Origin of the sequence: Mammaliicoccus sp. G-M28, from assembly GCF_022386595.1 — a bacterium.
Classification (GTDB): Bacteria; Bacillota; Bacilli; order Staphylococcales; family Staphylococcaceae; genus Mammaliicoccus; species Mammaliicoccus fleurettii.
In genome coordinates this window covers 26,190-48,137 of sequence record NZ_JAJNIF010000013.1, presented here as the reverse complement: position 1 = coordinate 48,137, position 21,948 = coordinate 26,190, and the positions used below count along the sequence as shown (strand labels likewise).

Here is a 21,948-nt window from a genome sequence, read left to right as displayed (position 1 = left end):
CCGCACAGTCTACCTCTCTCTATAACTATAAAAAATAGCTATGAAAAAATCTATCGTCATAGATTTCTTCATAGCTAATCTTAGTATGTTTAATTTACGTTAAACAAGTGATTAATGCATTAATATGATCTTTTGCATCCTCGATATTTATGCCTCCGAAACCTAATACAAAGTTCGGTGTGTTATCTGTTTTTTTGAAATGATAGTGAGAGAGGGGTTTGATATCTATATCAAAGTCTTTTGTTTTATTGATACATTCTTCTAATGTTAACCCATTTATGACAGTTAAAATAAAATGCATGCCGGTCATCTCTCCTGAGATAACAAAAGTTTCTGGATGTTGTCTCAGTTCTTCCAAAATAATGTCTCTTTTATTTCTATATATCTTCCTCATGCGATTAAGATGTCTCTCAAAGTGTCCTTCGTTCATAAACTTACTTAATATATATTGAGTATGTCTTGGTACAGTACCGCCTTCTATATTCGTTTTCTTTTGATATACTGATACCAAACTTTTAGGAAGAACGGCATATGCTACACGTAAAGAAGGTGTGATTGATTTAGAGAAAGTACTAACATAAATTACACTGTCTGAGTTATCTAAACTTTGAAGTGCTGGTATGGGTCTTCCACTATATCTGAATTCTGAGTCATAGTCATCTTCAATTATGTATCGATTGGATTTCTCTGACGCCCATTTTATGAGTTGCGTTCGTCTTTTTAAATCCATTATCACACCAGTTGGAAATTGGTGACTTGGTGTAATGTAGACAACATCATAATCGATCTTCTTAATTTGTTCTATATCTATTCCATTCTCAGTAACGGGTATAAATTCAAATGGAACGTGTTTTCTTTTAAGCAAATTCCTTACTTGTTTATAGAGAGGATCTTCTATCATATATTTAGAGCCTGAAATAATATCAGTGATGATAGATAATAGTTGCTCGGTAGATGACCCTACAATAATTTGTTGTGGTGAACAATTTACACCTCGACTATGGAATATATAATGCCCAATTTCTTTTCTTAAATTAATATCTCCTTGTTTATGACCACTGTCTAAAAGATGAATTTGTTGTTCATCGAATGCTTCTTTCGCATATTTTCTAAAAAGATCATTTGGAAAATGCACTTTATCTATTGCACCTAGTTTAAAACTATATTGATAGCTTATTTCATCTTGCACGTTTTCGTCTGGGACTTTAGATCTATAAGTTACAGGCAAGTTTACAATATCATTTATATAATAGCCTGATCGATTTTTACTGTAAATATAACCTTCATCGCTTAGAAGTTGATATGCATGTTCAATGGTTGTTTGACTAACAGACAAATAGTTACTTAGTTGTCTTTTTGAAGGTAGTTTTTCATCACGTCTCATCACATCATTTATAATATTTTGTTTAATATTTTCATAAAGTTGTTGGTAAATTGGAAGAGAAATATTTCTATTAATATTAAACATAAGCATTTCCATTTTGTTAACCTCAAATCTGACCACTTATTTTTTGTTAAATCTGACTCTTTTACCGGTTCAGAATTTAGTATAACCTACTAATAAGCGATTTAAAAGGAGGAATTTTTAAGATGTCAAAGATTACTGGTTCAGATAAAGTTAAAAGAGGTATGGCAGAAATGCAAAAAGGTGGCGTGATCATGGATGTGGTGAACGCTGAACAAGCTAAGTTAGCTGAAGAAGCTGGTGCTGTTGCTGTAATGGCATTAGAACGAGTTCCATCTGATATTAGAGCTGCTGGTGGCGTAGCAAGAATGGCTGATCCACGTATAGTAGAAGAAGTAATGAATGCAGTTTCAATTCCCGTTATGGCAAAAGGTAGAATCGGTCATATAACAGAAGCACGCGTTCTAGAATCAATGGGCGTGGATTACATAGATGAGTCAGAAGTGTTAACACCTGCTGACGAAGAGTATCACTTAAAAAAAGATGATTTTACAGTACCATTTGTATGTGGTTGCCGTAACTTAGGTGAAGCTGCTCGTAGAATTGGTGAAGGTGCAGCAATGTTACGTACGAAAGGTGAACCGGGTACAGGTAATATTGTAGAAGCTGTTCGTCATATGAGACAAGTTAAATCTGAAGTGCGCAAATTAGTGGTCATGAGTGATGATGAGATTATGACTGAAGCGAAAAATATTGGTGCACCATATGAAATCTTAAAAGAAATTAAAGACTTAGGTCGTCTACCAGTTGTAAACTTTGCTGCAGGAGGCGTTGCAACACCAGCTGATGCGGCATTAATGATGGAGCTTGGAGCTGATGGTGTATTCGTAGGTTCAGGTATTTTTAAATCAGAAGCACCTGAAAAATTTGCAAAAGCTATCGTTCAAGCAACTACACATTATCAAGATTATAAATTGATTGCTGAACTATCAAAAGAATTAGGGCCAGCTATGAAAGGTTTAGATATCAATCAATTATCATTAGAAGAACGTATGCAAGAGCGTGGATGGTAATATGAGAATAGGTGTTTTAGGCTTACAAGGTGCAGTAAGAGAGCATATTAAGCATATAGAACAAGCTGGACATGAAGGTATTATAATTAAGACTGTAAACCAATTAAATGAAATAGATGGTCTTGTATTACCAGGTGGAGAATCAACGACTATGCGAAGATTAATGGATTTATATCATTTCACTGAAACACTCAGGAATAGTGACTTACCAATGTATGGTACATGTGCAGGACTTATACTGTTAGCGAAGGAAGTAGTAGGTCAGGAAAGTCATTTGAATAAATTAAATGTAGTTGTTGAAAGAAATTCCTTTGGTAGACAGGTGGATAGCTTTGAACAGAAATTAGATGTAGAAGGTATAGAAGAAGCGGTTAATGCTGTCTTTATACGTGCTCCTCATATACAATCAGCTCGTGAAGGAGTAGAAGTATTATCTACAGTTGAAGATAGAATTGTAGCCGTCAGACAAAATCAATACTTAGGTATATCTTTCCACCCAGAACTTACAGATGATTATAAGATTATGAAATATTTCATAGAAGAAATTGTTGAACAGTATCAAGTAAAACAACCACATTAAAATAAAAATCATTTTGGTAACTCTTAGACTTTGTTGGCATTTTTTTGCGTATGCTTTCCTCGGGCATATAAGAGTTGAGTTAAAAGCAGTACTAGGCAAAGTTGCTGATAAGGTTAGTGTTAAAAGCAGTACTAGGCAAAGTTGCTGATAAGAGTATCTATAAAAGCAGATTTGATTACAAAATAGAGCTTAAGACATAAATATCCTAAAACTTTAAAAAGAGCAGAAATTCATTATTAAAATTGAATTTCTGCTCTTATTTTTATATAAATAGATATTGTTAGCGATTTTGTAAGTGCTGACGCCTGAGGGAATAGTATGAGTGAGAGACTACAGGCTCGAGCCATACCCCTAGGCAAGCATGCACGAACAAAATCGTAAGATTGTATAAAATATAGATATTGGTAACGATTTTTTGTAGAGTGCTAACGCCTGAGAGACTATAGACTCGAACTATATCCTAGACGGGCATGCACGAACAAAATCGTAAACTCCATAAAAAAATAAGCATATCACTGTAAACTTTAAAAAATCAGTTCAGTGACATGCTTATTTATTTTGTGTTGGGATTTATGTCCCAACCTCCTTACTTTATTATAAGAAGAATCCAGCGATTGTTGCTGATAAGAATGATACAAGCGTAGCACCGTATAATAATTTTATACCAAAGCGTGCAACGTTATCCCCTTGTTTATCATTTAATGATTTTACAGCACCAGCGATGATACCAATTGATCCAAAGTTTGCAAATGAAACTAAGAATACAGAAATGATACCATTTGCTCTTTCAGAAATATCTGCCTCAGGTAAAATACCCATTGCTACGAATTCGTTTGAAAGAACTTTTGTTGCCATGATACTACCAGATTGTACTGCATCTGCCCATGGAATACCTGCTAAGAAAGCAAATGGTGCAAATACAAATCCAATTAAAGTTTGGAAGTCCCAAGAAACTGAACCACCAGAAACAAATGAGAAGATATTAGATGTAACACCATTTAAAAGACCAATTAATGCTACATAACCGATTAACATAGCTGCAACGATAACAGCTACTTTGAAACCGTCTAAAATATATTCTCCTAACATTTCGAAGAAGGACTGTTTTTCTTCTGATTCTTGAATCATAATGTCATCTTCTTTAGGATCTACTGTATATGGATTAATGATTGAAGCCATAATAAATCCACCAAATAAGTTTAATACAATTGCTGTTACAACATATCTTGGTTCAACCATTGTAAAGTACGCTCCGATAATGGATGCAGAAACTGTTGACATAGCTGAAGCAGTTAATGTGTACATACGATGTTTAGGAATTAAAGGAAGTTGTTTCTTAATTGAAATAAACACTTCTGATTGACCTAAAATCGCAGATGCAACTGCATTATATGATTCTAATTTTCCCATACCATTTATTTTAGAAATAACTAATCCTAAATATTTAATGATAAGCGGTAATACTTTAATATATTGTAAGATACCGATAAGTGCTGAAACAAATACGATTGGCATCAATACATTAAGGAAATAAACTGAAACAGGTTTGTCGGACTTTGGATCAATATTTGCCATACCGTCAAACACAAAATTTATCCCTTCCATAGCTTTTGCTATGATATAACTAAATCCATTCGAAATGCCACCTATGATAGTTAATCCACCTGTTGTTTTTAATAATAAGAAAGCAAATATAAACTGGATTACAATCATTAATCCTATATACTGCCATCTGACACGCATTTTATCTGAACTTACAATCCATGCTAGAAATAGGAATAATAAGATACCGATAATCCCGATAATATAATGCATAATTGACACACCTTTCCCCTAAAATTCTCTCTTTGATAACCTACTTTACATGATAACTCATTTCTTTTGAAAGCGGTATATTTTTTTGAATATTTTTAGAGAAACAAATTAATTGAAATAATAAAGTACAAAACATATAATATAGTCAAAGAAGGTCAAAAGAGGTGATGATTAATGCACAATATGTCGGATATCATTGAGCAATACTTAAAGCAATTGCTGGAAGAGGCTCAAGGTGATGTCGTTGAAATAAAACGTGCGCATATTGCTGAAAAGTTTGATTGTGTACCTTCCCAGTTAAACTATGTTATAAAAACAAGATTTACTAATGAGCACGGTTACGCTATTGAAAGTAAAAGAGGCGGTGGAGGTTATATTCGTATTTCAAAAGTCGAGACGAATAATCAATCAGCATTTATTAGACATTTAATAGATTTGACAGGTGATCAAATATCACAAGCAAATGCATTTAGAATCGTTGACGGATTATTTCAAAATGACTTAATTACGGATAGAGAGAAAAAAATGATTGTTCAAACGCTTCATAGAGATACATTACAAATAGAAATACCATATAGAGACATCATTCGAGCAAATATATTGAAACGTATACTTGCCGTTATACATTATAGTTAAAAAGGAGTGACAGTATGCTTTGTGAAATTTGTGGTAAAGAAGAAGCAACAATTCAATTAACATCGGCTGGTAAGAAACATAAAACTGAACAGTGGATTTGTAAAAACTGTGCTTCAGAACATTTTTATTTCCAAGATGATCAAATGAATGACCAAAATTTAGATCAGGAATTTGTAGTGAATCAATTTTTACAATATCTTGTAGGGAAGCACGGTATTAACTTTAAACAAGTTCAACCACAAGAAGAAAAGCACTGTCCTACTTGTGGTATGACGTTAACTGATATTGCTAAAGTAGGTAAGTTCGGTTGTCATGACTGTTATGAAACATTTAAAGATGATGTACCTCAAATTATTAGAAGAGTTCAAGCAGGAAGTGGTGAACATACAGGTAAAATACCTGTTTCATCAAGAAGTAAAATTCAACTTAAGCAACAAATAGCTGAAAAAGAAAAAATCTTACAAGGTCTAATTGAAGAACAAGCTTTTGAAGATGCTGCTATTGTGAGAGATGAAATTAAAGCTTTGAAAGCAGAAGGTGAGGTCAAGTAGATGGAAGAACATGTTAATGAACATATTAGCGATTGGATGAAAGGTACAGACGATACGCCAATTGTAATGAGTTCCAGAATAAGACTTGCTCGAAACCTTCAAGACGAAGTTCATCCGCTCAAATATGAAGATGACGAAACAGGAAGTCATGTAATTGATAAAGTTAGTAAGGCATTATCAAATTTAAAACTTACAAAGTTATCTGATTTAAGTGAACTTGAGCAAAGTAAGTTAGTATTTAAACATTTAATTAGCCCAGCACTTATGAAACAGAAATTTGGTGCAGTATTATTAAATGAAGATGAATCAACAAGTGTCATGATTAATGAAGAAGACCATGTAAGGATACAAGTAATGGGCAACAATCTTGTGTTAAATGAGCTTTATGACACAGCATCTAAATTAGATGATGAGTTAGACAAACATTTAACTATTTCATATGATGAGCAACATGGATTTTTAACAACATGTCCAACTAACATTGGGACAGGCTTAAGAGCAAGTGTAATGTTGCATTTACCTGGACTCAGCATTATGAAACGTATGAAAAGAATTGGCCAAGCAATAAATCGATTTGGTTATACAATTAGGGGTATATATGGAGAAGGAACTGGTGCCTTAGGTCATGTATATCAAATATCAAATCAATTAACACTCGGTAAGACTGAGGAAGAAATCATTGAAGATTTAACACAAATTGTTGAACAGATTATTAGCGAGGAAGAACAAATTCGACAAAGACTTGATAGATTTAACTATATGGAAACGAAAGATAGAGTACATCGTGCCAAAGGTATCTTAAAGTCAGCTCGGTTAATATCTGTTGAAGAAGCGTCACTTAGGTTAAGTGAAATGAAACTTGGTATCGATTTAGGTCATATCGAGAGCAATAACTTTAATTTTGATAATTTAATGGTTACAATACAAACACCATTCTTTGAAGGTGAAGACTCGAAACAATCAATAGATGAAAAGCGAGCAACCTTTTTAAGAGAACACATATAAAAAAATAGGAGGTTAGTTTATGCTATTTGGTAGATTAACAGAACGTGCACAACGCGTATTAGCACATGCACAAGAAGAAGCAATGAGATTGAATCATTCAAATATAGGAACAGAACATTTATTATTAGGCTTAATGAAAGAACCAGAAGGCATTGCAGCTAAAGTATTAGATGCATTTGGAATTACTGAAGAAAAAGTAACTAAAGAAGTTGAAAATTTAATTGGTCAAGGACAAGAGCAAGTAGGTGCTATTCATTATACACCTAGAGCTAAAAAAGTAATCGAATTGTCTATGGATGAAGCAAGAAAGCTTAATCATACATTTGTAGGAACAGAACATCTTTTATTAGGACTTATTCGTGAAAATGAAGGTGTCGCAGCTCGTGTATTTGCTAACTTAGACTTGAATATCACAAAAGCAAGAGCACAAGTTGTAAAATCTTTAGGTAGTCCAGAGCAAGGATCTAAAAATGCACAAACGACTAAAAACCAAGCAACACCTACTTTAGATAGTTTAGCAAGAGATTTAACAGTTATTGCTGAAGATGGCACTTTAGACCCAGTTATTGGACGTTCAGACGAAATAACAAGAGTTATAGAAGTGTTAAGTAGAAGAACGAAGAACAATCCAGTCCTAATCGGGGAACCTGGTGTAGGTAAGACAGCAATTGTCGAAGGTTTAGCACAAGCTATCGTACAAAATGAAGTGCCTGAAACATTAAAAGGTAAAAGAGTAATGTCACTTGATATGGGTACAGTAGTTGCAGGTACTAAATATCGTGGTGAATTTGAAGAAAGATTGAAAAAAGTAATGGAAGAAATTCATCAAGCTGGTAACATCGTGTTATTCATTGATGAGTTACACACACTTATTGGTGCTGGTGGTGCAGAAGGTGCTATTGATGCATCGAATATCTTGAAACCTGCATTAGCGCGTGGTGAACTTCAATGTATAGGTGCTACAACTTTAGATGAGTATCGTAAATATATTGAAAAAGATGCAGCTTTAGAAAGACGTTTCCAACCAGTTAAAGTTGATGAGCCAAATACTGAGGATTCAATTTCAATCTTAAAAGGTTTAAGAGATCGCTATGAAGCTCATCACCGTATCAATATTTCAGATGAAGCAATTGAAGCGGCTGTTAATATGAGTGATAGATATATTTCTGATAGATTTTTACCAGACAAAGCAATCGATTTAATTGATGAAGCAAGTTCTAAAGTGAGACTTAGAAATTATACGACACCACCAAGTCTTAAAGAACTTGAGTCAGAATTAGAAACAGTTAAGAAAGAAAAAGATGCAGCTGTACATTCTCAAGAGTTTGAAAATGCTGCTAACTTAAGAGATAAACAAACTAAACTTGAAAAACAGTTAGAAGATACGAAAAACGAATGGAAAAAAGCACAAGGTGAGAAAAACACTTGTGTAACTGCTGAAGACATTGCTGTAGTAGTAGCAAACTGGACAGGTGTTCCAATTACGAAATTGAATGAAACTGAATCAGAACGATTATTAAACTTGGAATCTATACTTCATGGACGTGTAATTGGTCAAAATGATGCAGTCGAATCTATTTCTAAAGCAGTAAGACGTGCAAGAGCAGGATTGAAAGATCCTAAGAGACCTATTGGTAGCTTTATATTCTTAGGCCCAACAGGTGTAGGTAAAACTGAACTTGCCCGCACATTAGCAGATGCAATGTTTGGCGAAGAAGATGCAATGATAAGAGTTGATATGAGTGAGTTTATGGAGAAACACTCTGTCAGTCGATTAGTAGGTTCTCCTCCAGGTTATGTTGGACATGATGATGGTGGCCAATTAACTGAAAATGTAAGACGTAAACCTTACTCAGTGATATTATTTGATGAAATTGAAAAAGCTCATCCAGATGTATTTAATATCTTATTACAAGTGTTGGATGACGGTCACTTAACTGACTCTAAAGGTCGTAAAGTAGACTTTAGAAATACTGTTATTATCATGACTTCAAACGTTGGTGCTCAAGAACTACAAAATGCTAAATTTGTAGGCTTTGGTGCAAAAGAAAGTGGTCCTGATTATGAAACAATTAGAAAAACAATGATGGATGAATTGAAACAACAATTCAGACCAGAATTCTTAAACCGTGTGGATGATATCATTGTATTCCACAAACTAGAAAAATCACATCTTAAAGAAATTGTTGCTAAGATGGCAGGTAACTTAACTAAACGCTTATCTGAACAAGGTATTCACATTACACTTTCAGATTCAGCACAAGATAAAATTGCTGATGAAGGATTTGACCCTGAATATGGTGCAAGACCATTAACTCGTGCTATTCAGAAAAATGTAGAAGATAACTTGAGTGAGTTGATTTTATCTGGTCAAGACTTAGTTGGTAAAGATGTTCTTGTGGATTATAGAGATGACGAATTCAAATTTGATTTATCAGACCATAAAGAAAATGAAGCAAAAGAAGAAACTTCAAAAGCATAAAAATTAAAATATATTTTTAATATTATAATGAGTCCGCAGACTATTAATATCAATAGTTTGCGGACTTTTAAATTTGTTTGAAAGTATATTAATTTGTTTTTACAGTCAGTCAAGTTTAAAATATAACTATTCAATTAATACGGAGGTAACATGGATGGCAAAAAAGAAAGTAGTATTTGAATGTTTAGCCTGCGGATATCAATCTCCTAAATGGATGGGGAAATGTCCAAATTGTGGGACATGGAATCAAATGGAAGAATCTATAGAACATAAAGAAACTAAAGGACCTAAAAATACATTTAAGTCAGATGTTCCGGCTCAGAAAATAGAAAAATTAAAAGATGTTAAAGAAGAAAACACACCTAGAATAAAGACTAAAATTAATGAATTTAATCGTGTATTAGGTGGAGGAGTCGTAGAAGGTTCGCTTGTATTAATAGGTGGTGACCCTGGGATTGGGAAATCTACATTACTATTACAAATTAGTGCTGCATTATCTCAACAAAAAAATGTACTATATGTGTCAGGTGAAGAATCTGTAAGACAGACTAAATTAAGAGCAGAACGTTTAGTAGAAGATTCAGGTGAATTAAATGTTTATGCTGAAACGAATTTAGAGATTATACATAGTATGGTTCAAAAAGTAAAACCAGACTTATTGATTATTGATTCTATTCAAACAGTTTATCATCCTGAAGTAACTTCAGCGCCAGGTTCGGTATCTCAAGTTAGAGAATGTACACAGAATTTAATGCATATTGCTAAACAGATGAATATCGCAACATTTATAGTAGGACATGTAACTAAAGATGGACAAATAGCTGGTCCAAGATTATTAGAACATATGGTTGATACAGTTTTATACTTTGAAGGTGATACGCATCATGCATATCGTATATTAAGAGCAGTTAAAAACCGTTTTGGCTCAACAAACGAAATGGGTATTTTTGAAATGAAACAAACTGGTCTGAATGAAGTAACAAACCCTTCAGAAATGTTTTTAGAAGAAAGAACGAAACACGTATCAGGTTCAACGATTGTTGCTACAATGGAAGGTACGCGACCTATATTAGTTGAGGTGCAAGCACTTGTCACGCCTACAACTTTTCATAATCCTAGAAGAATGGCTACTGGCATAGATCATAATAGATTAAGTTTATTGATGGCAGTACTTGAAAAGAAAGAGAACTTTTTATTACAACAACAAGACGCATATATTAAAATTGCTGGAGGCGTAAAGCTAAGTGAGCCTGCAGTAGACTTAAGTATTATAATAGCAATAGCATCAAGTTTCCAAGACAAGCCAACAAAAGGAGACGATTGTTTCGTAGGTGAAGTCGGTTTGACTGGTGAAGTGAGAAGAGTCGCAAGAATTGATCAAAGGGTACAAGAAGCGGCTAAATTAGGATTTAAACGCATTATAATACCGAAAAATAATATCAAAGGTTTAGAATTTCCTGAAGGCACTGAAGTAATTGGTGTATCAACTACAAGAGAAGCATTGAAAATTGCTTTTAATGCATAATTAACCATAAGGAGGTTACCGTATGAAAATTTTAAAGGGATTAATTATATTATGTTACTTAGTCATAGGTTCCTCACTTGGTATCATGGTAATTCCAGAACTGATTAATGCATTTAGTATTCAACCTGAACAAGTATTAACTAATCCATACATTGATGGCTTAATTGGAGCAGTCGCTGTTTTCTTATTGTTTGGATTTTTAATAGACAAAATAGTATACATGGCCGATCAAGGAGAAAAGTATTTATTAAAAAGGAGTATTCTTGAAATATTTTTCGCTACTGTTGGTGTCATGATTGGTTTAATGATTGCGGTTATGGTTTCATTCATATTAGAAATGATTGGTGCACCAGTCTTGAAACATATTTTACCAATAATTATTGCTGCTTTTTTATGTTATTTAGGTTTTCAGATTGGGTTGCAAAAACGTGAAGAAATACTGCGATTATTTCCAGAAAGTATATCAAATTCATTAACGCGACAAACAACTTCAAGATATGCAAAAATTTTAGACACAAGCGCTATTATAGATGGTCGTATTTTAGATGTTGTAAAATGTCATTTCATAGATGGCGAAATACTTGTTCCACAAGGCGTTATTGAAGAATTGCAAGTAATTGCTGACGCTAAAGATAGTGTTAAGCGAGATAAAGGACAACGTGGGTTAGATATTCTTAATGCACTTAAAGAGACGGATTTTTCAATTTCAATTATTGAACCGACTTCAACACATAAAGATGTTGATGCTTTATTAATTACTTTGGCTAAACGTTATCAAGCTAGTATTATTACAACAGATTATAATTTAAATAAAGTCTGTGCTGTGCAAGGTATAAAAGTGCTTAATGTTAACGATTTGTCTGAAGCTATTAAACCAGTCATACATCAAGGAGATATCTTCGATTTATTGATTACGAAGATTGGTAAAGAAGATGATCAAGGTGTTGGGTATTTAGATGATGGCACAATGGTTGTCATTGAAAAAGGTAGAGAATATATTGGCAAAACAATTGCTGTAGAAGTGATGAGTTTATTACAAACTTCCTCGGGTAGAATCATATTTGCGAAGAAGGTGTCATAATTTGGGATTTACAACGATTATACCAGCTGCTGGACAAGGTAAAAGAATGGGAGCTGAGATAAATAAATTATTCCTAGAAATCAATGGAGAAACAATTATTAGAAGAACGGTTTCAGTTTTCCAAGAAATAGAGGAATGTGAACAAATTTTTATCGCCGCACATCCAGAAGAAGTTCATTTAATGGAAGCACATTTGAAAGACTTTAATAAAGTTGCTGGTGTTATCCCTGGTGGTAAAGAAAGACAGCATAGCATCAATGAAGTATTGAAAGTGTTAATCGATACAGAAGTTGTTATGGTTCATGATGGTGCACGACCATTTATTACACAAGAGAAAGTTAAGCAGCTTTATCAAGAAACTTTAAAAAATAATGCTGTTATTTTAGCTGTACAAGCTAAAGACACAATCAAGAAAGTGATCGATGGTGTTGTAGAAGAAACATATGATCGATCGACTTTGTGGCAAGTACAAACGCCACAATCATTCAGTAGGCATGTCATTTTAAAAGCATATAATTTAGCTGAAGAACATGATTTTGTAGGTACTGATGATGCTTCATTGGTAGAGAGAGCAGGTTATAAAGTACATATTACAAATGGTGATTACGATAATATCAAAATTACAACTCACGAAGACTTGATAATTGCAGATTCAATATTAGAAAGACGAGGTATTTGTGATGTATAGAATAGGTTATGGTTACGATGTTCATGAATTTGACCAAACACGTCCGCTTATTATAGGTGGTATTGAATTAGAACATTCGCATGGATTAAAGGGACATAGTGATGCTGATGTATTGCTTCATGCAATTACGGATGCTATTCTCGGTGCTGCAAGTCTTGGTGATATAGGTAAACTGTTCCCTGATACCGATCCAACATTTAAAAATGCAGATTCAAAGTTGTTATTAAGAGAAGCTTATAAACAAGTTTTGAAAAAGGGATATAAACTTGGAAATGTAGATGCTACAATTATAGCTGAACAACCAAAATTTAGACCCCACATTGATAGAATGCGAGATGTCATTGCTTCAATATTTGAAGTGTCTATTGAAGATGTAAATGTGAAAGCGACTACTAATGAAAAATTAGGATTTCTAGGAAGAGAAGAAGGCATACAAGCGCAAGCTGTGGTATTATTAACAAGTAAAGAATAAAACAGGAGTGAGACGATGAGTAACAAAGTAAGAGTAAGATACGCGCCAAGTCCGACTGGTTACTTACACATCGGTAACGCAAGAACCGCATTATTTAACTATTTATTTGCTAAACATTATGATGGGGACTTTGTTATACGTATTGAAGATACAGACATAGCCAGAAATTTAGAAGACGGAGAAGCGTCACAATTTTCTAATCTTGAATGGTTAGGTTTAGGTTGGGATGAATCTGTTGATAAAGATGGAGGATACGGTCCATATCGTCAATCAGAACGCGGGCACATATATAAACCACTGATAGAGCAACTATTAGCTGAAGATAAAGCTTATAAATGTTATATGACTTCAGAAGAATTAGAAGCTGAACGTGAAGAACAAATCGCTAGAGGAGAAATGCCTCGATATGGTGGGAAACACGCACATTTAACTAAAGAAGAACAAGAAGCATTTGAAGCTGAAGGCAGACAACCAAGTATTCGTTTCAGAGTACCACAAAATACTGAATACAAATTTGATGATATCGTTAAAGGCGAAGTTGCTTTTGACTCAAATGGTATTGGTGACTGGGTAATCGTTAAAAAAGATGGTATACCAACTTACAACTTTGCTGTTGCAATTGATGATTATTATATGGAAATTTCTCACGTTATTCGTGGTGATGATCATATTTCAAATACACCTAAACAGCTGATGATATATGAAGCGTTAGGCTTTGCACCACCAAAATTTGCACACATGACGTTAATCGTTAATGAAGACCGCAAAAAATTAAGTAAACGTGATGGACAAATTCTACAGTTTATTGAACAATATAAAGATTTAGGTTATTTACCTGAAGCAATCTTTAACTTTATTGGATTATTAGGATGGTCTCCAGAAGGTGAAGAAGAAATCTTCTCTAAAGAAGAATTTATTAAAATATTCGACGAAAAACGTCTTTCTAAATCACCTGCATTCTTTGATAAGAAAAAATTAGAGTGGATTAATAACCAATACATGAAAGAAAAAGATTCTGAAACAGTATTCGAAATGACAATTCCACATATGGTTAAAGCTGGTATGTTATCAGAAAGTCCTTCAGAAGCTGAATTAACTTGGGCAAGAGATTTAGTAGGTTTATATCAACAACAAATGAGCTATGCAGGTGAAATTGTTCCGTTATCTGAACTATTCTTCAGAGAACATCTTGATTTCACAGAGGAAGCGCAAGAAGTCTTAGATGGTGAACAAGTACCAACTGTAATGGCTGAGCTTGCAAAACAACTTGAAACTTTAGAGCCATTTGAACCAGCTGAAATAAAAAAATCTATTAAAGCAGTACAAAAAGAAACAGGAATAAAAGGTAAGCAATTATTTATGCCGATTCGTGTTGCTGTTTCAGGTCAAACACATGGCCCAGAGTTACCTAATACAATTGCATTATTAGGTAGAGATAAAGTACTAGCAAGATTAAAACGTTTCGTTTGATTTTTTTAGAATAAGAATCTATTATAAAAATGACTTAAAGGACAAGTAGTTTGGATAATGTGAAATTAGAGAGTACATGGTTGCTGAAAATGTGCCACATTATATAATCGAATGCACCTTTATTACACAAGCATAATATATTGATATTTAAATGAGTGAGCATTTTCTAATGCTAAAAAGAGTGGAACCGTGCAAAAAGGCACCTCTAGCAATTATTGTTAGAGGCGCCTTTTTGTTATCTGAGGGGGGATTTAAATGTTTAAAAGAGTCAAAGATGATATTCAAATGGTATTCGATCAAGACCCAGCAGCAAGATCTTCATTTGAAATCGTTATGACTTACTCAGGACTACATGCTATATGGAGTTATTTAATCGCGAATTGGTTTTTTAAGAAAAAAATGTATTTTATTGCAAGATCGATATCGCAAATATCTCGTTTTTTTACTGGTGTAGAAATTCATCCAGGAGCAACTATAGGTAGTAGATTGTTTATCGACCATGGTATGGGAATTGTAATAGGTGAAACATGTAACATTGGAAATAATGTGACGATATACCAAGGTGTGACACTTGGAGGGACAGGTAAAGAGCGAGGTAAGAGACACCCTGATATAGGTGATAATGTCTTAATTGCTGCAGGAGCAAAAGTACTTGGCAACATAGAAGTAGGAAGTAATGTGAACATTGGAGCGAACTCAGTCGTGTTGAAAGATGTTCCGGATTACTCAACAGTTGTTGGTATACCAGGTAGAATCGTTAAACAAGATGGATTGAAAGTCGGTAAAAACTTTAATCATACGAAGTTACCAGACCCTATATACGAACAATTAAAAGAATTAGAACGTCAACTTGAAAAGACGAAGAATGGAGAGATTGTTGATGATTACGTTATATAATACGTTAACGAGGCAAAAGGAAGAATTTATTCCCATTGAAGAAGGAAAAGTAAAAATGTATGTGTGTGGCCCAACTGTTTATAACTACATTCATATTGGAAATGCGAGAGCGACAGTTGCATTTGATGTAGTAAGAAGATATTTAGAATATCGTGGGTATGATGTTCAATACGTATCTAATTTCACTGATGTTGATGATAAGTTGATCAAGACAGCCAATGAATTAGGTGAAACTGTACCTGAAATTGCAGATCGATTTATAGAAGCATTCTATGAAGATACAGGCGCACTAAACTGTAAACGAGGCACAGCTAACCCTAGAGTTATGGATCATATGGACGATATCATTGCTTTTATAAATGTACTTGTGGAAAAAGGATATGCATATGAAAGTGGCGGAGACGTATATTATCGTACACGACGTTTTGATGGATATGGTAAGTTAAGTCATCAATCCATAGATGATTTAAAAGTTGGTGCAAGAATTGAAACAGGTGAACAAAAAGAAGACGAATTAGATTTCACGCTATGGAAACAAGCTAAACCTGGTGAAATTAAATGGGATAGTCCATGGGGAGCAGGTAGACCAGGGTGGCATATAGAATGTTCTGTAATGGCTCAAGTTCATTTAGGTGATACGATTGATATTCATGCTGGTGGAACAGACTTGCAATTCCCGCATCATGAGAATGAAATAGCACAATCTGAAGCACATAATGATAAGACGTTTGCTAATTATTGGATGCATAATGGATTTGTAAACATAAATAACGAAAAAATGAGTAAATCATTAGGAAACTTTATTTTAGTTCATGACATCATTAAAGAAATTGATCCTGATGTATTAAGATTCTTTATGGTTGGTGCACATTATAGAAACCCAATTAACTATGATTTAGATCTTGTTCAAGCAGCGAATAAAGGTTTAGAGCGAATTCGTAATAGTTATAAATCTTTAGTAGACAGAGAAAAATTCGCACTACAAGATAAAGATGAAACAAATCAATATATGGAAAGCATCAATCAAACGTTGAAAGATTTTGAAACGTATATGGATGATGATTTCAACACTGCTAATGCTATGACTGCATGGTATGATTTGAATAAATTGGCGAATAAATACTTGTTAGAAAATACGACATCAACTCAAACGATTCAACATTTTAAAGAAGTTTATCAAATTTTCAGCGATGTATTGGGCGTGCCTTTAGTTGGTAAAGAGCAAAATGAACTACTAGACGAAGAAATCGAAGCTTTAATCGAAGAACGTAATGAAGCGAGAAAAGCTAAGAACTTCCAAAGAGCTGATGAAATTAGAGATGCTTTAAAAGAACAAAATATTATTCTTGAAGATACAGCACAAGGTGTGAGGTTTAAACGTGGATAAATTAACAGTGAAAATGTTAAATCCTTTATCTTTAGCTTATATGGGAGATTCTATTTTAGACACTTATGTTAGAAAACATATTATCCTTAAAATTAAAGGCAAGCCGAATCGTCTCCATCAATTGTCAAAACAATATGTTTCAGCAAAAGGACAAGCATATGTACTTAATGTATTGATAGAAGAATCATTCTTTAATGAAGAAGAGTTAGAAATCATACAACGTGGTCGAAATGCGAAAAGTCATACTAAAGCTAAAAATACCGACATTCAAACTTATAGAAAAAGTTCGGCAATTGAAGCGGTTATTGGATATTTGTTTTTGATAGATGAAATAGAGCGTCTAGAAGAATTAGTTAATAAAATGATTGAAATTACAGAAGAAAGGGTGAGTACAAATGGATGAATCAGTTATTGTTGGTAGACATGCAGTAAAAGAAGCGATAACTTCAGGGCACACAATTAATAAAGTGCTTATTCAAGAAGGCATCAATAAGAAACAAATCGGTGAGATTTTAAAACTTGCAAAATCTGAAAAAATTGTTGTTCAGACTGTTCCTAAATCAAAAATTGATTATTTAACAGATGTTCCTCATCAAGGTATTGCGGCACAGATTGCACCGTATCCTTATAAGGAATTGGAAGATTTTATTTCAGAAACGAAAGATATTGACCACCAACCTTGTCTATTAATGTTAGATGGTTTGGAAGATCCACATAATTTAGGGTCAATTATGAGAACTGCTGATGCTATCGGTATTGATGGAATTATCATACCGAAAAGAAGGTCAGTTCAATTAAATGCAACTGTAGCTAAAGCATCAACTGGTGCTATTCAACATGTTCCAGTGATTCGAGTTACGAATTTGCCACAAACAATTGAACGTCTTCAAGAAGTAGGATATTGGGTTGCAGGTACGGATGCACAGAATGCAACAGATTATCGTCAAATGGATGCTGGAATGCCGCTATTGATTGTTATTGGTAGTGAAGGTGAAGGCATGAGTCGATTAGTTAAAGAAAAGTGTGATTTTTATATTAAATTACCAATGGTTGGTCATGTTAACAGCCTTAATGCATCAGTTGCAGCAAGTCTATTAATGTATGAAGTTTACCGAAAAAGGCACCCTATAGGTCAGTCGTAATGAAAGATATCTATTTAATTATCGATGGCTATAATTTAATAGGACAGTCAAACGAATTATCTTCAATTGCTCAAGTTTCTTTAGAAGAAGCAAGAGATAAACTGTTAATCACACTTATTAATTACAATACACAACATGATGGTGAAATGATTGTTGTTTTTGATGCTTATGGAGTAGAGGGTACAGAATCTATTGAAATTAAACACGGCGTAAAAGTTGTTTACACAAAAGGTAAAGAAACTGCGGACAGCTACATTGAAAAATTAACATACGAACTATATCGTAAGCACATTACACATATAACCGTCGTAACAAGTGATATGAGTGAGCAACATGCTATTTTCGGTTCAGGAGCATATAGAATTTCTTCAAGAGAAATGTGGTCAACGATTGCTAACCAAGAATCTGTAATTACGAAGCGGTTATCCGAAATAGAAACAAAAACACCTAGAAACAGGTTGGACTTACCAGATGAAGTATTAGAACAATTTGAAAAATGGCGACGAAATCACAAGTAAACTTTATTTTTTGAAGTTTGATTAAAAAGTATAGCGCTCTGTAAAATATGGTCAACACCTATGATAAGGAATGAACATCATGAATGACATATTTACAGATAAGCAACTTCTAAAATGGATTCATGCTATACAACAAGGGAATACAGAAGTGTTTAGCCAGTTGTTAAACGTTTTTGAAAAAGACATTACTAAAAGGTTGAATACTTTAAGTTTAACTCATGAAGATAAAGAAGATATCGCGCAAGTTATCAGATATAAAATATATAAACAAGTACTGACTTTTGATTGCCAACAAGATGATTCTTTTGTGCATTGTGTGAACGTTATTATTAAAAATGCTAAGATTGATTATATACGTAAAATGAAAAGCGAAAAGTATAAACTGCATACAGAGTCGCTCAGTATAGATGAAAATAAAAAAGAAGCGTATAGTTTAGTAGAGCGTATTTATGATACTAAAGCTCAGTCATTTGAAGAGATGCTGTTAACAGAAAGTACACTAATATATTTAATGGAACGAAAAAAGTTAACTAAAATGGAAGAAAGCGTAGTAAAATTAACTTTGCAAGGAAGAACGAAAAAAGAAATCTCAAAAGAACTCGATGTACCTGTGAAACATATATATAACGCACAATACCGATTAAAAAAGAAGTTCAATAGAGCTGAAATTAATTCAGCTCTGTTTGACAATTAGGTGTTTTGTTTTGTATATTAATCTAGGATTAGAATGAATTAGGTGATAAGATGAGAAAAGTCCCTTTAAATTGCGAAAAATGCGGAGCTAGGAATTATACAGTCCCAAAAAAAGATACAGATAACCGTTTAGAGCTAAAAAAGTTTTGTAAAACTTGTAATACGCATACATTGCATAAAGAATCCATCTAAAAGGAGGAAAATCAATGGCTAAAAAAGAAAACTTCTTTCAAGGCGTAAAATCAGAAATGCAGAAAACAAGTTGGCCAACAGGCAAAGAACTTGTTAAATATACAACAATAGTAGTGTGCACAGTAATCTTTTTCTTAATCTTTTTCTATGCACTAGATTTAGGAATTACAGAATTAATTAATTTGATTAGATAGTAAGGAGTGGCAAAATGTCAGAAGATACAGGCGCTAAACGATGGTACGCAGTCCACACTTATTCAGGTTATGAAAACAAAGTAAAAACTAACCTTGAAAAACGTGTTGATACAATGAACATGCAAGAACAAATCTTTAGAGTTGTAATTCCAGAAGAGGAAGAAACTTCTATTAAAGATGGTAAAGCCAAAACACAAATTAAGAAGACATTTCCAGGTTATGTATTAGTAGAACTAATTATGACTGATGAATCATGGTATATTGTTAGAAACACACCAGGTGTTACAGGATTTGTTGGATCTGCTGGTGCAGGTTCTAAACCTAATCCATTGTTACATGATGAAGCGAAATTCATTTTAAAACAAATGGGTATGTCAGAAAAAACAGTCGATGTTGAAGTTGAACTAGGAGAACAAGTTCGTGTAACAAGCGGTCCATTCAATAACCAAGTTGGCGAAATAAAAGAAATAGATGTTGAAAAGTATAAACTAACTGTACTTGTTGACATGTTCGGTAGAGAAACGCCGGTTGAAGTAGAATTCGACCAAATTGAAAAGTTGTAAAAAAACACTTGAAATTCCTAATTTTCAATGTTATTATTTAAAGGTCGCGCTCGGACTATGCGCAACCATTTCATTATGAAATGAAGAGTGGGAGGGTAAAATATCATTACCCCATGACCACATCACGATATCAAGGAGGTGCACATCGTGGCTAAAAAAGTAGTTAAAGTAGTTAAATTGCAAATTCCTGCAGGTAAAGCAAACCCAGCACCACCAGTTGGTCCTGCATTAGGTCAAGCCGGTGTGAATATTATGGGATTCTGTAAAGAATTCAACGCTCGTACACAAGAGCAAGCAGGTTTAATCATTCCAGTTGAAATTACAGTATTTGAAGATCGTTCATTTACTTTCATCACTAAGACACCACCTGCAGCAGTATTACTTAAAAAAGCAGCTAAAGTAGAAAAAGGTTCAGGTGAACCTAACAAAACTAAAGTTGCAACAGTAACTCAAGATCAAGTACGTGAAATTGCTAACACTAAAATGCCTGACTTAAACGCGGCATCTGAAGAAGCAGCTATGCGTATCGTTGAAGGTACTGCACGTAGCATGGGTATTGTCGTAGAATAATTAAGTATTGAAGTTTAAGCAGGCGGCTATTTCGCTGTCTGCTATTGCATTGTCTTGATGGCAATGCACGTGGGAGGTAACATTCCGCTAAAACCACTAAAGGAGGAAAAACAATATGGCTAAAAAAGGTAAAAAGTATCAAGAAGCAATTGCTAAAGTTGATCGTACTTCAGCTTACGCTGTAGAAGAAGCAATCAAATTAGCAAAAGAAACAAGTACTGTTAACTTTGATGCATCTGTTGAAGTTGCATTTCGTTTAGGTATTGATACTCGTAAAAATGACCAACAAATCCGTGGTGCTGTAGTATTACCACACGGAACTGGTAAAACTCAACGTGTATTAGTATTCGCTAAAGGCGATAAAATCAAAGAAGCAGAAGAAGCTGGAGCAGATTATGTAGGTGAAGAGTACATTAATAAAATCAACCAAGGTTGGTTCGACTTTGATGTAATCGTTGCTACACCTGATATGATGGGTGAAGTTGGTAAACTTGGTCGTGTATTAGGACCTAAAGGTTTAATGCCAAACCCTAAAACTGGTACAGTTACTATGGATATCAAAAAAGCAGTAGCAGAAATTAAAGCAGGTAAAGTAGAATACCGTGCTGAAAAATCTGGTATTGTTCATGCTTCTATTGGTAAAGTATCATTTGATGAACAACAATTAGTTGATAACTTCAAAACAATTCAAGATACATTAACAAAAGCTAAACCAGCATCATCTAAAGGTACTTACTTCAAGTCTGTTGCTGTTACAACAACAATGGGCCCTGGTATCAAAGTTGATACTTCTAGCTTTAAATTATAATATAAATATATTGACTTCACGTCCAAAACGCGTTATAGTTTTGGATGTGTAATATTTAACCTAAGACAGTAGGAGTTCATTTTTGGACTTAAAAGTTAATCCTACCGAGGCCTAAATTGACTTGAACGTATAAATTTCAAGCACTTTTTGCCGTGGGTAAAAAGTGCTTTTTTGTTGAGATACCTCATCATAAAAGCACGT

At 33.9% G+C, this 21,948-nt stretch carries 24 protein-coding genes and 1 other annotated feature; of the genes, 22 read left to right on the top strand and 2 right to left on the bottom strand.

Annotated elements, in window-relative coordinates:
* Window positions 1–94: 94 nt before the first annotated feature.
* Entirely contained in the window at window positions 95–1,480 is a 1,386-nt protein-coding gene (pdxR, locus tag LQ609_RS10730; RefSeq protein ID WP_239734717.1) for a MocR-like pyridoxine biosynthesis transcription factor PdxR, read from the bottom strand.
* 110 nt (window positions 1,481–1,590) lie between these two features.
* Here pdxR and pdxS point away from each other — a divergent pair, with 110 nt between their 5' ends.
* Window positions 1,591–2,478: a pyridoxal 5'-phosphate synthase lyase subunit PdxS gene (pdxS, locus tag LQ609_RS10725; RefSeq protein WP_078357754.1), complete on the top strand. Its 888-nt coding sequence runs from the start codon at window positions 1,591–1,593 to the stop codon at window positions 2,476–2,478.
* 1 nt (window position 2,479) lies between these two features.
* Complete coding sequence (pdxT, locus tag LQ609_RS10720; protein ID WP_078357755.1) at window positions 2,480–3,058, top strand: pyridoxal 5'-phosphate synthase glutaminase subunit PdxT; 579 nt, start codon at window positions 2,480–2,482, stop codon at window positions 3,056–3,058.
* Between the two features lie 594 nt (window positions 3,059–3,652).
* Here the strand turns inward: pdxT and LQ609_RS10715 are convergent.
* Window positions 3,653–4,873: a NupC/NupG family nucleoside CNT transporter gene (locus LQ609_RS10715; protein WP_078357756.1), complete on the bottom strand. Its 1,221-nt coding sequence runs from the start codon at window positions 4,871–4,873 to the stop codon at window positions 3,653–3,655.
* 174 nt (window positions 4,874–5,047) lie between these two features.
* Here LQ609_RS10715 and LQ609_RS10710 point away from each other — a divergent pair, with 174 nt between their 5' ends.
* From LQ609_RS10710 to rplA, 20 genes are all read left to right on the top strand, one after another.
* On the top strand, window positions 5,048–5,509 hold the full coding sequence (locus LQ609_RS10710) for a CtsR family transcriptional regulator (protein WP_078357757.1): 462 nt from the start codon (window positions 5,048–5,050) through the stop codon (window positions 5,507–5,509).
* 14 nt (window positions 5,510–5,523) lie between these two features.
* On the top strand, window positions 5,524–6,060 hold the full coding sequence (locus tag LQ609_RS10705) for an excinuclease ABC subunit B (RefSeq protein WP_078357758.1): 537 nt from the start codon (window positions 5,524–5,526) through the stop codon (window positions 6,058–6,060).
* Window positions 6,061–7,065: a protein arginine kinase gene (locus tag LQ609_RS10700; RefSeq protein ID WP_078357759.1), complete on the top strand. Its 1,005-nt coding sequence runs from the start codon at window positions 6,061–6,063 to the stop codon at window positions 7,063–7,065. It abuts the gene before it with no gap.
* A 19-nt stretch (window positions 7,066–7,084) separates the two neighbouring features.
* Window positions 7,085–9,547: an ATP-dependent Clp protease ATP-binding subunit gene (locus LQ609_RS10695; RefSeq protein WP_107509267.1), complete on the top strand. Its 2,463-nt coding sequence runs from the start codon at window positions 7,085–7,087 to the stop codon at window positions 9,545–9,547.
* Window positions 9,548–9,701: 154 nt separating this feature from the next.
* Window positions 9,702–11,072: a DNA repair protein RadA gene (radA, locus tag LQ609_RS10690; protein WP_078357761.1), complete on the top strand. Its 1,371-nt coding sequence runs from the start codon at window positions 9,702–9,704 to the stop codon at window positions 11,070–11,072.
* A 22-nt stretch (window positions 11,073–11,094) separates the two neighbouring features.
* Window positions 11,095–12,153 (top strand): PIN/TRAM domain-containing protein, encoded by a 1,059-nt coding sequence (locus LQ609_RS10685; protein ID WP_078357762.1) that lies wholly within the window; start codon window positions 11,095–11,097, stop codon window positions 12,151–12,153.
* Window position 12,154: 1 nt separating this feature from the next.
* Window positions 12,155–12,841: a 2-C-methyl-D-erythritol 4-phosphate cytidylyltransferase gene (gene ispD / locus LQ609_RS10680; RefSeq protein ID WP_078357763.1), complete on the top strand. Its 687-nt coding sequence runs from the start codon at window positions 12,155–12,157 to the stop codon at window positions 12,839–12,841.
* Window positions 12,834–13,313: a 2-C-methyl-D-erythritol 2,4-cyclodiphosphate synthase gene (gene ispF / locus LQ609_RS10675; RefSeq protein ID WP_078357764.1), complete on the top strand. Its 480-nt coding sequence runs from the start codon at window positions 12,834–12,836 to the stop codon at window positions 13,311–13,313. The genes ispD and ispF overlap by 8 nt, the downstream gene beginning before the upstream one ends.
* Before the next feature lie 15 nt (window positions 13,314–13,328).
* Window positions 13,329–14,783, top strand: a complete 1,455-nt coding sequence (gene gltX, locus LQ609_RS10670; protein WP_078357765.1) for a glutamate--tRNA ligase — start codon at window positions 13,329–13,331, stop codon at window positions 14,781–14,783.
* Window positions 14,784–15,038: 255 nt separating this feature from the next.
* Window positions 15,039–15,680, top strand: coding sequence for a serine O-acetyltransferase (gene cysE / locus LQ609_RS10665; protein ID WP_078357766.1), 642 nt, complete (start codon window positions 15,039–15,041; stop codon window positions 15,678–15,680).
* Window positions 15,664–17,067, top strand: a complete 1,404-nt coding sequence (gene cysS, locus LQ609_RS10660) for a cysteine--tRNA ligase (RefSeq protein WP_078357767.1) — start codon at window positions 15,664–15,666, stop codon at window positions 17,065–17,067. The genes cysE and cysS overlap by 17 nt, the downstream gene beginning before the upstream one ends.
* A gap of 13 nt (window positions 17,068–17,080) precedes the next feature.
* On the top strand, window positions 17,081–17,470 hold the full coding sequence (locus LQ609_RS10655) for a Mini-ribonuclease 3 (RefSeq protein ID WP_237687753.1): 390 nt from the start codon (window positions 17,081–17,083) through the stop codon (window positions 17,468–17,470).
* Window positions 17,463–18,209: a 23S rRNA (guanosine(2251)-2'-O)-methyltransferase RlmB gene (gene rlmB, locus LQ609_RS10650; RefSeq protein ID WP_078357769.1), complete on the top strand. Its 747-nt coding sequence runs from the start codon at window positions 17,463–17,465 to the stop codon at window positions 18,207–18,209. The genes LQ609_RS10655 and rlmB overlap by 8 nt, the downstream gene beginning before the upstream one ends.
* Window positions 18,209–18,727 carry an NYN domain-containing protein gene (locus tag LQ609_RS10645; RefSeq protein ID WP_078357770.1) on the top strand — a complete coding sequence of 173 codons (519 nt, stop codon included), beginning with the start codon at window positions 18,209–18,211 and terminating at the stop codon, window positions 18,725–18,727. The genes rlmB and LQ609_RS10645 overlap by 1 nt, the downstream gene beginning before the upstream one ends.
* Window positions 18,728–18,806: 79 nt before the next feature.
* Window positions 18,807–19,421: a sigma-70 family RNA polymerase sigma factor gene (locus tag LQ609_RS10640; RefSeq protein ID WP_208144269.1), complete on the top strand. Its 615-nt coding sequence runs from the start codon at window positions 18,807–18,809 to the stop codon at window positions 19,419–19,421.
* A 50-nt stretch (window positions 19,422–19,471) separates the two neighbouring features.
* The gene (rpmG, locus tag LQ609_RS10635) at window positions 19,472–19,612 is read left to right on the top strand and encodes a 50S ribosomal protein L33 (protein ID WP_078357772.1); all 141 of its coding nucleotides are present in this window, start codon (window positions 19,472–19,474) and stop codon (window positions 19,610–19,612) included.
* A 14-nt stretch (window positions 19,613–19,626) separates the two neighbouring features.
* A complete protein-coding gene (secE, locus tag LQ609_RS10630) occupies window positions 19,627–19,806 on the top strand; it encodes a preprotein translocase subunit SecE (RefSeq protein ID WP_025904856.1) in 180 nt (59 codons plus the stop codon).
* 14 nt (window positions 19,807–19,820) lie between these two features.
* Window positions 19,821–20,369 (top strand): transcription termination/antitermination protein NusG, encoded by a 549-nt coding sequence (gene nusG / locus LQ609_RS10625; RefSeq protein WP_078357773.1) that lies wholly within the window; start codon window positions 19,821–19,823, stop codon window positions 20,367–20,369.
* A gap of 147 nt (window positions 20,370–20,516) precedes the next feature.
* The gene (rplK, locus tag LQ609_RS10620) at window positions 20,517–20,939 is read left to right on the top strand and encodes a 50S ribosomal protein L11 (RefSeq protein ID WP_025904858.1); all 423 of its coding nucleotides are present in this window, start codon (window positions 20,517–20,519) and stop codon (window positions 20,937–20,939) included.
* A gap of 115 nt (window positions 20,940–21,054) precedes the next feature.
* Window positions 21,055–21,747 carry a 50S ribosomal protein L1 gene (rplA, locus tag LQ609_RS10615; protein ID WP_078357774.1) on the top strand — a complete coding sequence of 231 codons (693 nt, stop codon included), beginning with the start codon at window positions 21,055–21,057 and terminating at the stop codon, window positions 21,745–21,747.
* A 41-nt stretch (window positions 21,748–21,788) separates the two neighbouring features.
* Window positions 21,789–21,929, top strand: a sequence feature (ribosomal protein L10 leader region).
* Window positions 21,930–21,948: the final 19 nt, after the last annotated feature.

Bases quoted from the DNA above. Each gene is read 5' to 3' on its own strand.
- LQ609_RS10715 (WP_078357756.1), bottom strand. From the start codon at position 4,873: ATGCATTATATTATCGGGATTATCGGTATCTTATTATTCCTATTTCTA.
- pdxR (WP_239734717.1), bottom strand. From the start codon at position 1,480: ATGGAAATGCTTATGTTTAATATTAATAGAAATATTTCTCTTCCAATT.
- LQ609_RS10685 (WP_078357762.1), top strand. From the start codon at position 11,095: ATGAAAATTTTAAAGGGATTAATTATATTATGTTACTTAGTCATAGGT.
- cysE (WP_078357766.1), top strand. From the start codon at position 15,039: ATGTTTAAAAGAGTCAAAGATGATATTCAAATGGTATTCGATCAAGAC.
- LQ609_RS10640 (WP_208144269.1), top strand. From the start codon at position 18,807: ATGAATGACATATTTACAGATAAGCAACTTCTAAAATGGATTCATGCT.
- LQ609_RS10695 (WP_107509267.1), top strand. From the start codon at position 7,085: ATGCTATTTGGTAGATTAACAGAACGTGCACAACGCGTATTAGCACAT.
- secE (WP_025904856.1), top strand. From the start codon at position 19,627: ATGGCTAAAAAAGAAAACTTCTTTCAAGGCGTAAAATCAGAAATGCAG.
- rlmB (WP_078357769.1), top strand. From the start codon at position 17,463: ATGGATGAATCAGTTATTGTTGGTAGACATGCAGTAAAAGAAGCGATA.
- rpmG (WP_078357772.1), top strand. From the start codon at position 19,472: ATGAGAAAAGTCCCTTTAAATTGCGAAAAATGCGGAGCTAGGAATTAT.
- nusG (WP_078357773.1), top strand. From the start codon at position 19,821: ATGTCAGAAGATACAGGCGCTAAACGATGGTACGCAGTCCACACTTAT.
- LQ609_RS10705 (WP_078357758.1), top strand. From the start codon at position 5,524: ATGCTTTGTGAAATTTGTGGTAAAGAAGAAGCAACAATTCAATTAACA.
- gltX (WP_078357765.1), top strand. From the start codon at position 13,329: ATGAGTAACAAAGTAAGAGTAAGATACGCGCCAAGTCCGACTGGTTAC.
- LQ609_RS10710 (WP_078357757.1), top strand. From the start codon at position 5,048: ATGCACAATATGTCGGATATCATTGAGCAATACTTAAAGCAATTGCTG.
- LQ609_RS10700 (WP_078357759.1), top strand. From the start codon at position 6,061: ATGGAAGAACATGTTAATGAACATATTAGCGATTGGATGAAAGGTACA.
- radA (WP_078357761.1), top strand. From the start codon at position 9,702: ATGGCAAAAAAGAAAGTAGTATTTGAATGTTTAGCCTGCGGATATCAA.
- pdxT (WP_078357755.1), top strand. From the start codon at position 2,480: ATGAGAATAGGTGTTTTAGGCTTACAAGGTGCAGTAAGAGAGCATATT.
- ispF (WP_078357764.1), top strand. From the start codon at position 12,834: ATGTATAGAATAGGTTATGGTTACGATGTTCATGAATTTGACCAAACA.
- rplA (WP_078357774.1), top strand. From the start codon at position 21,055: ATGGCTAAAAAAGGTAAAAAGTATCAAGAAGCAATTGCTAAAGTTGAT.
- cysS (WP_078357767.1), top strand. From the start codon at position 15,664: ATGATTACGTTATATAATACGTTAACGAGGCAAAAGGAAGAATTTATT.
- LQ609_RS10645 (WP_078357770.1), top strand. From the start codon at position 18,209: ATGAAAGATATCTATTTAATTATCGATGGCTATAATTTAATAGGACAG.
- pdxS (WP_078357754.1), top strand. From the start codon at position 1,591: ATGTCAAAGATTACTGGTTCAGATAAAGTTAAAAGAGGTATGGCAGAA.
- LQ609_RS10655 (WP_237687753.1), top strand. From the start codon at position 17,081: ATGTTAAATCCTTTATCTTTAGCTTATATGGGAGATTCTATTTTAGAC.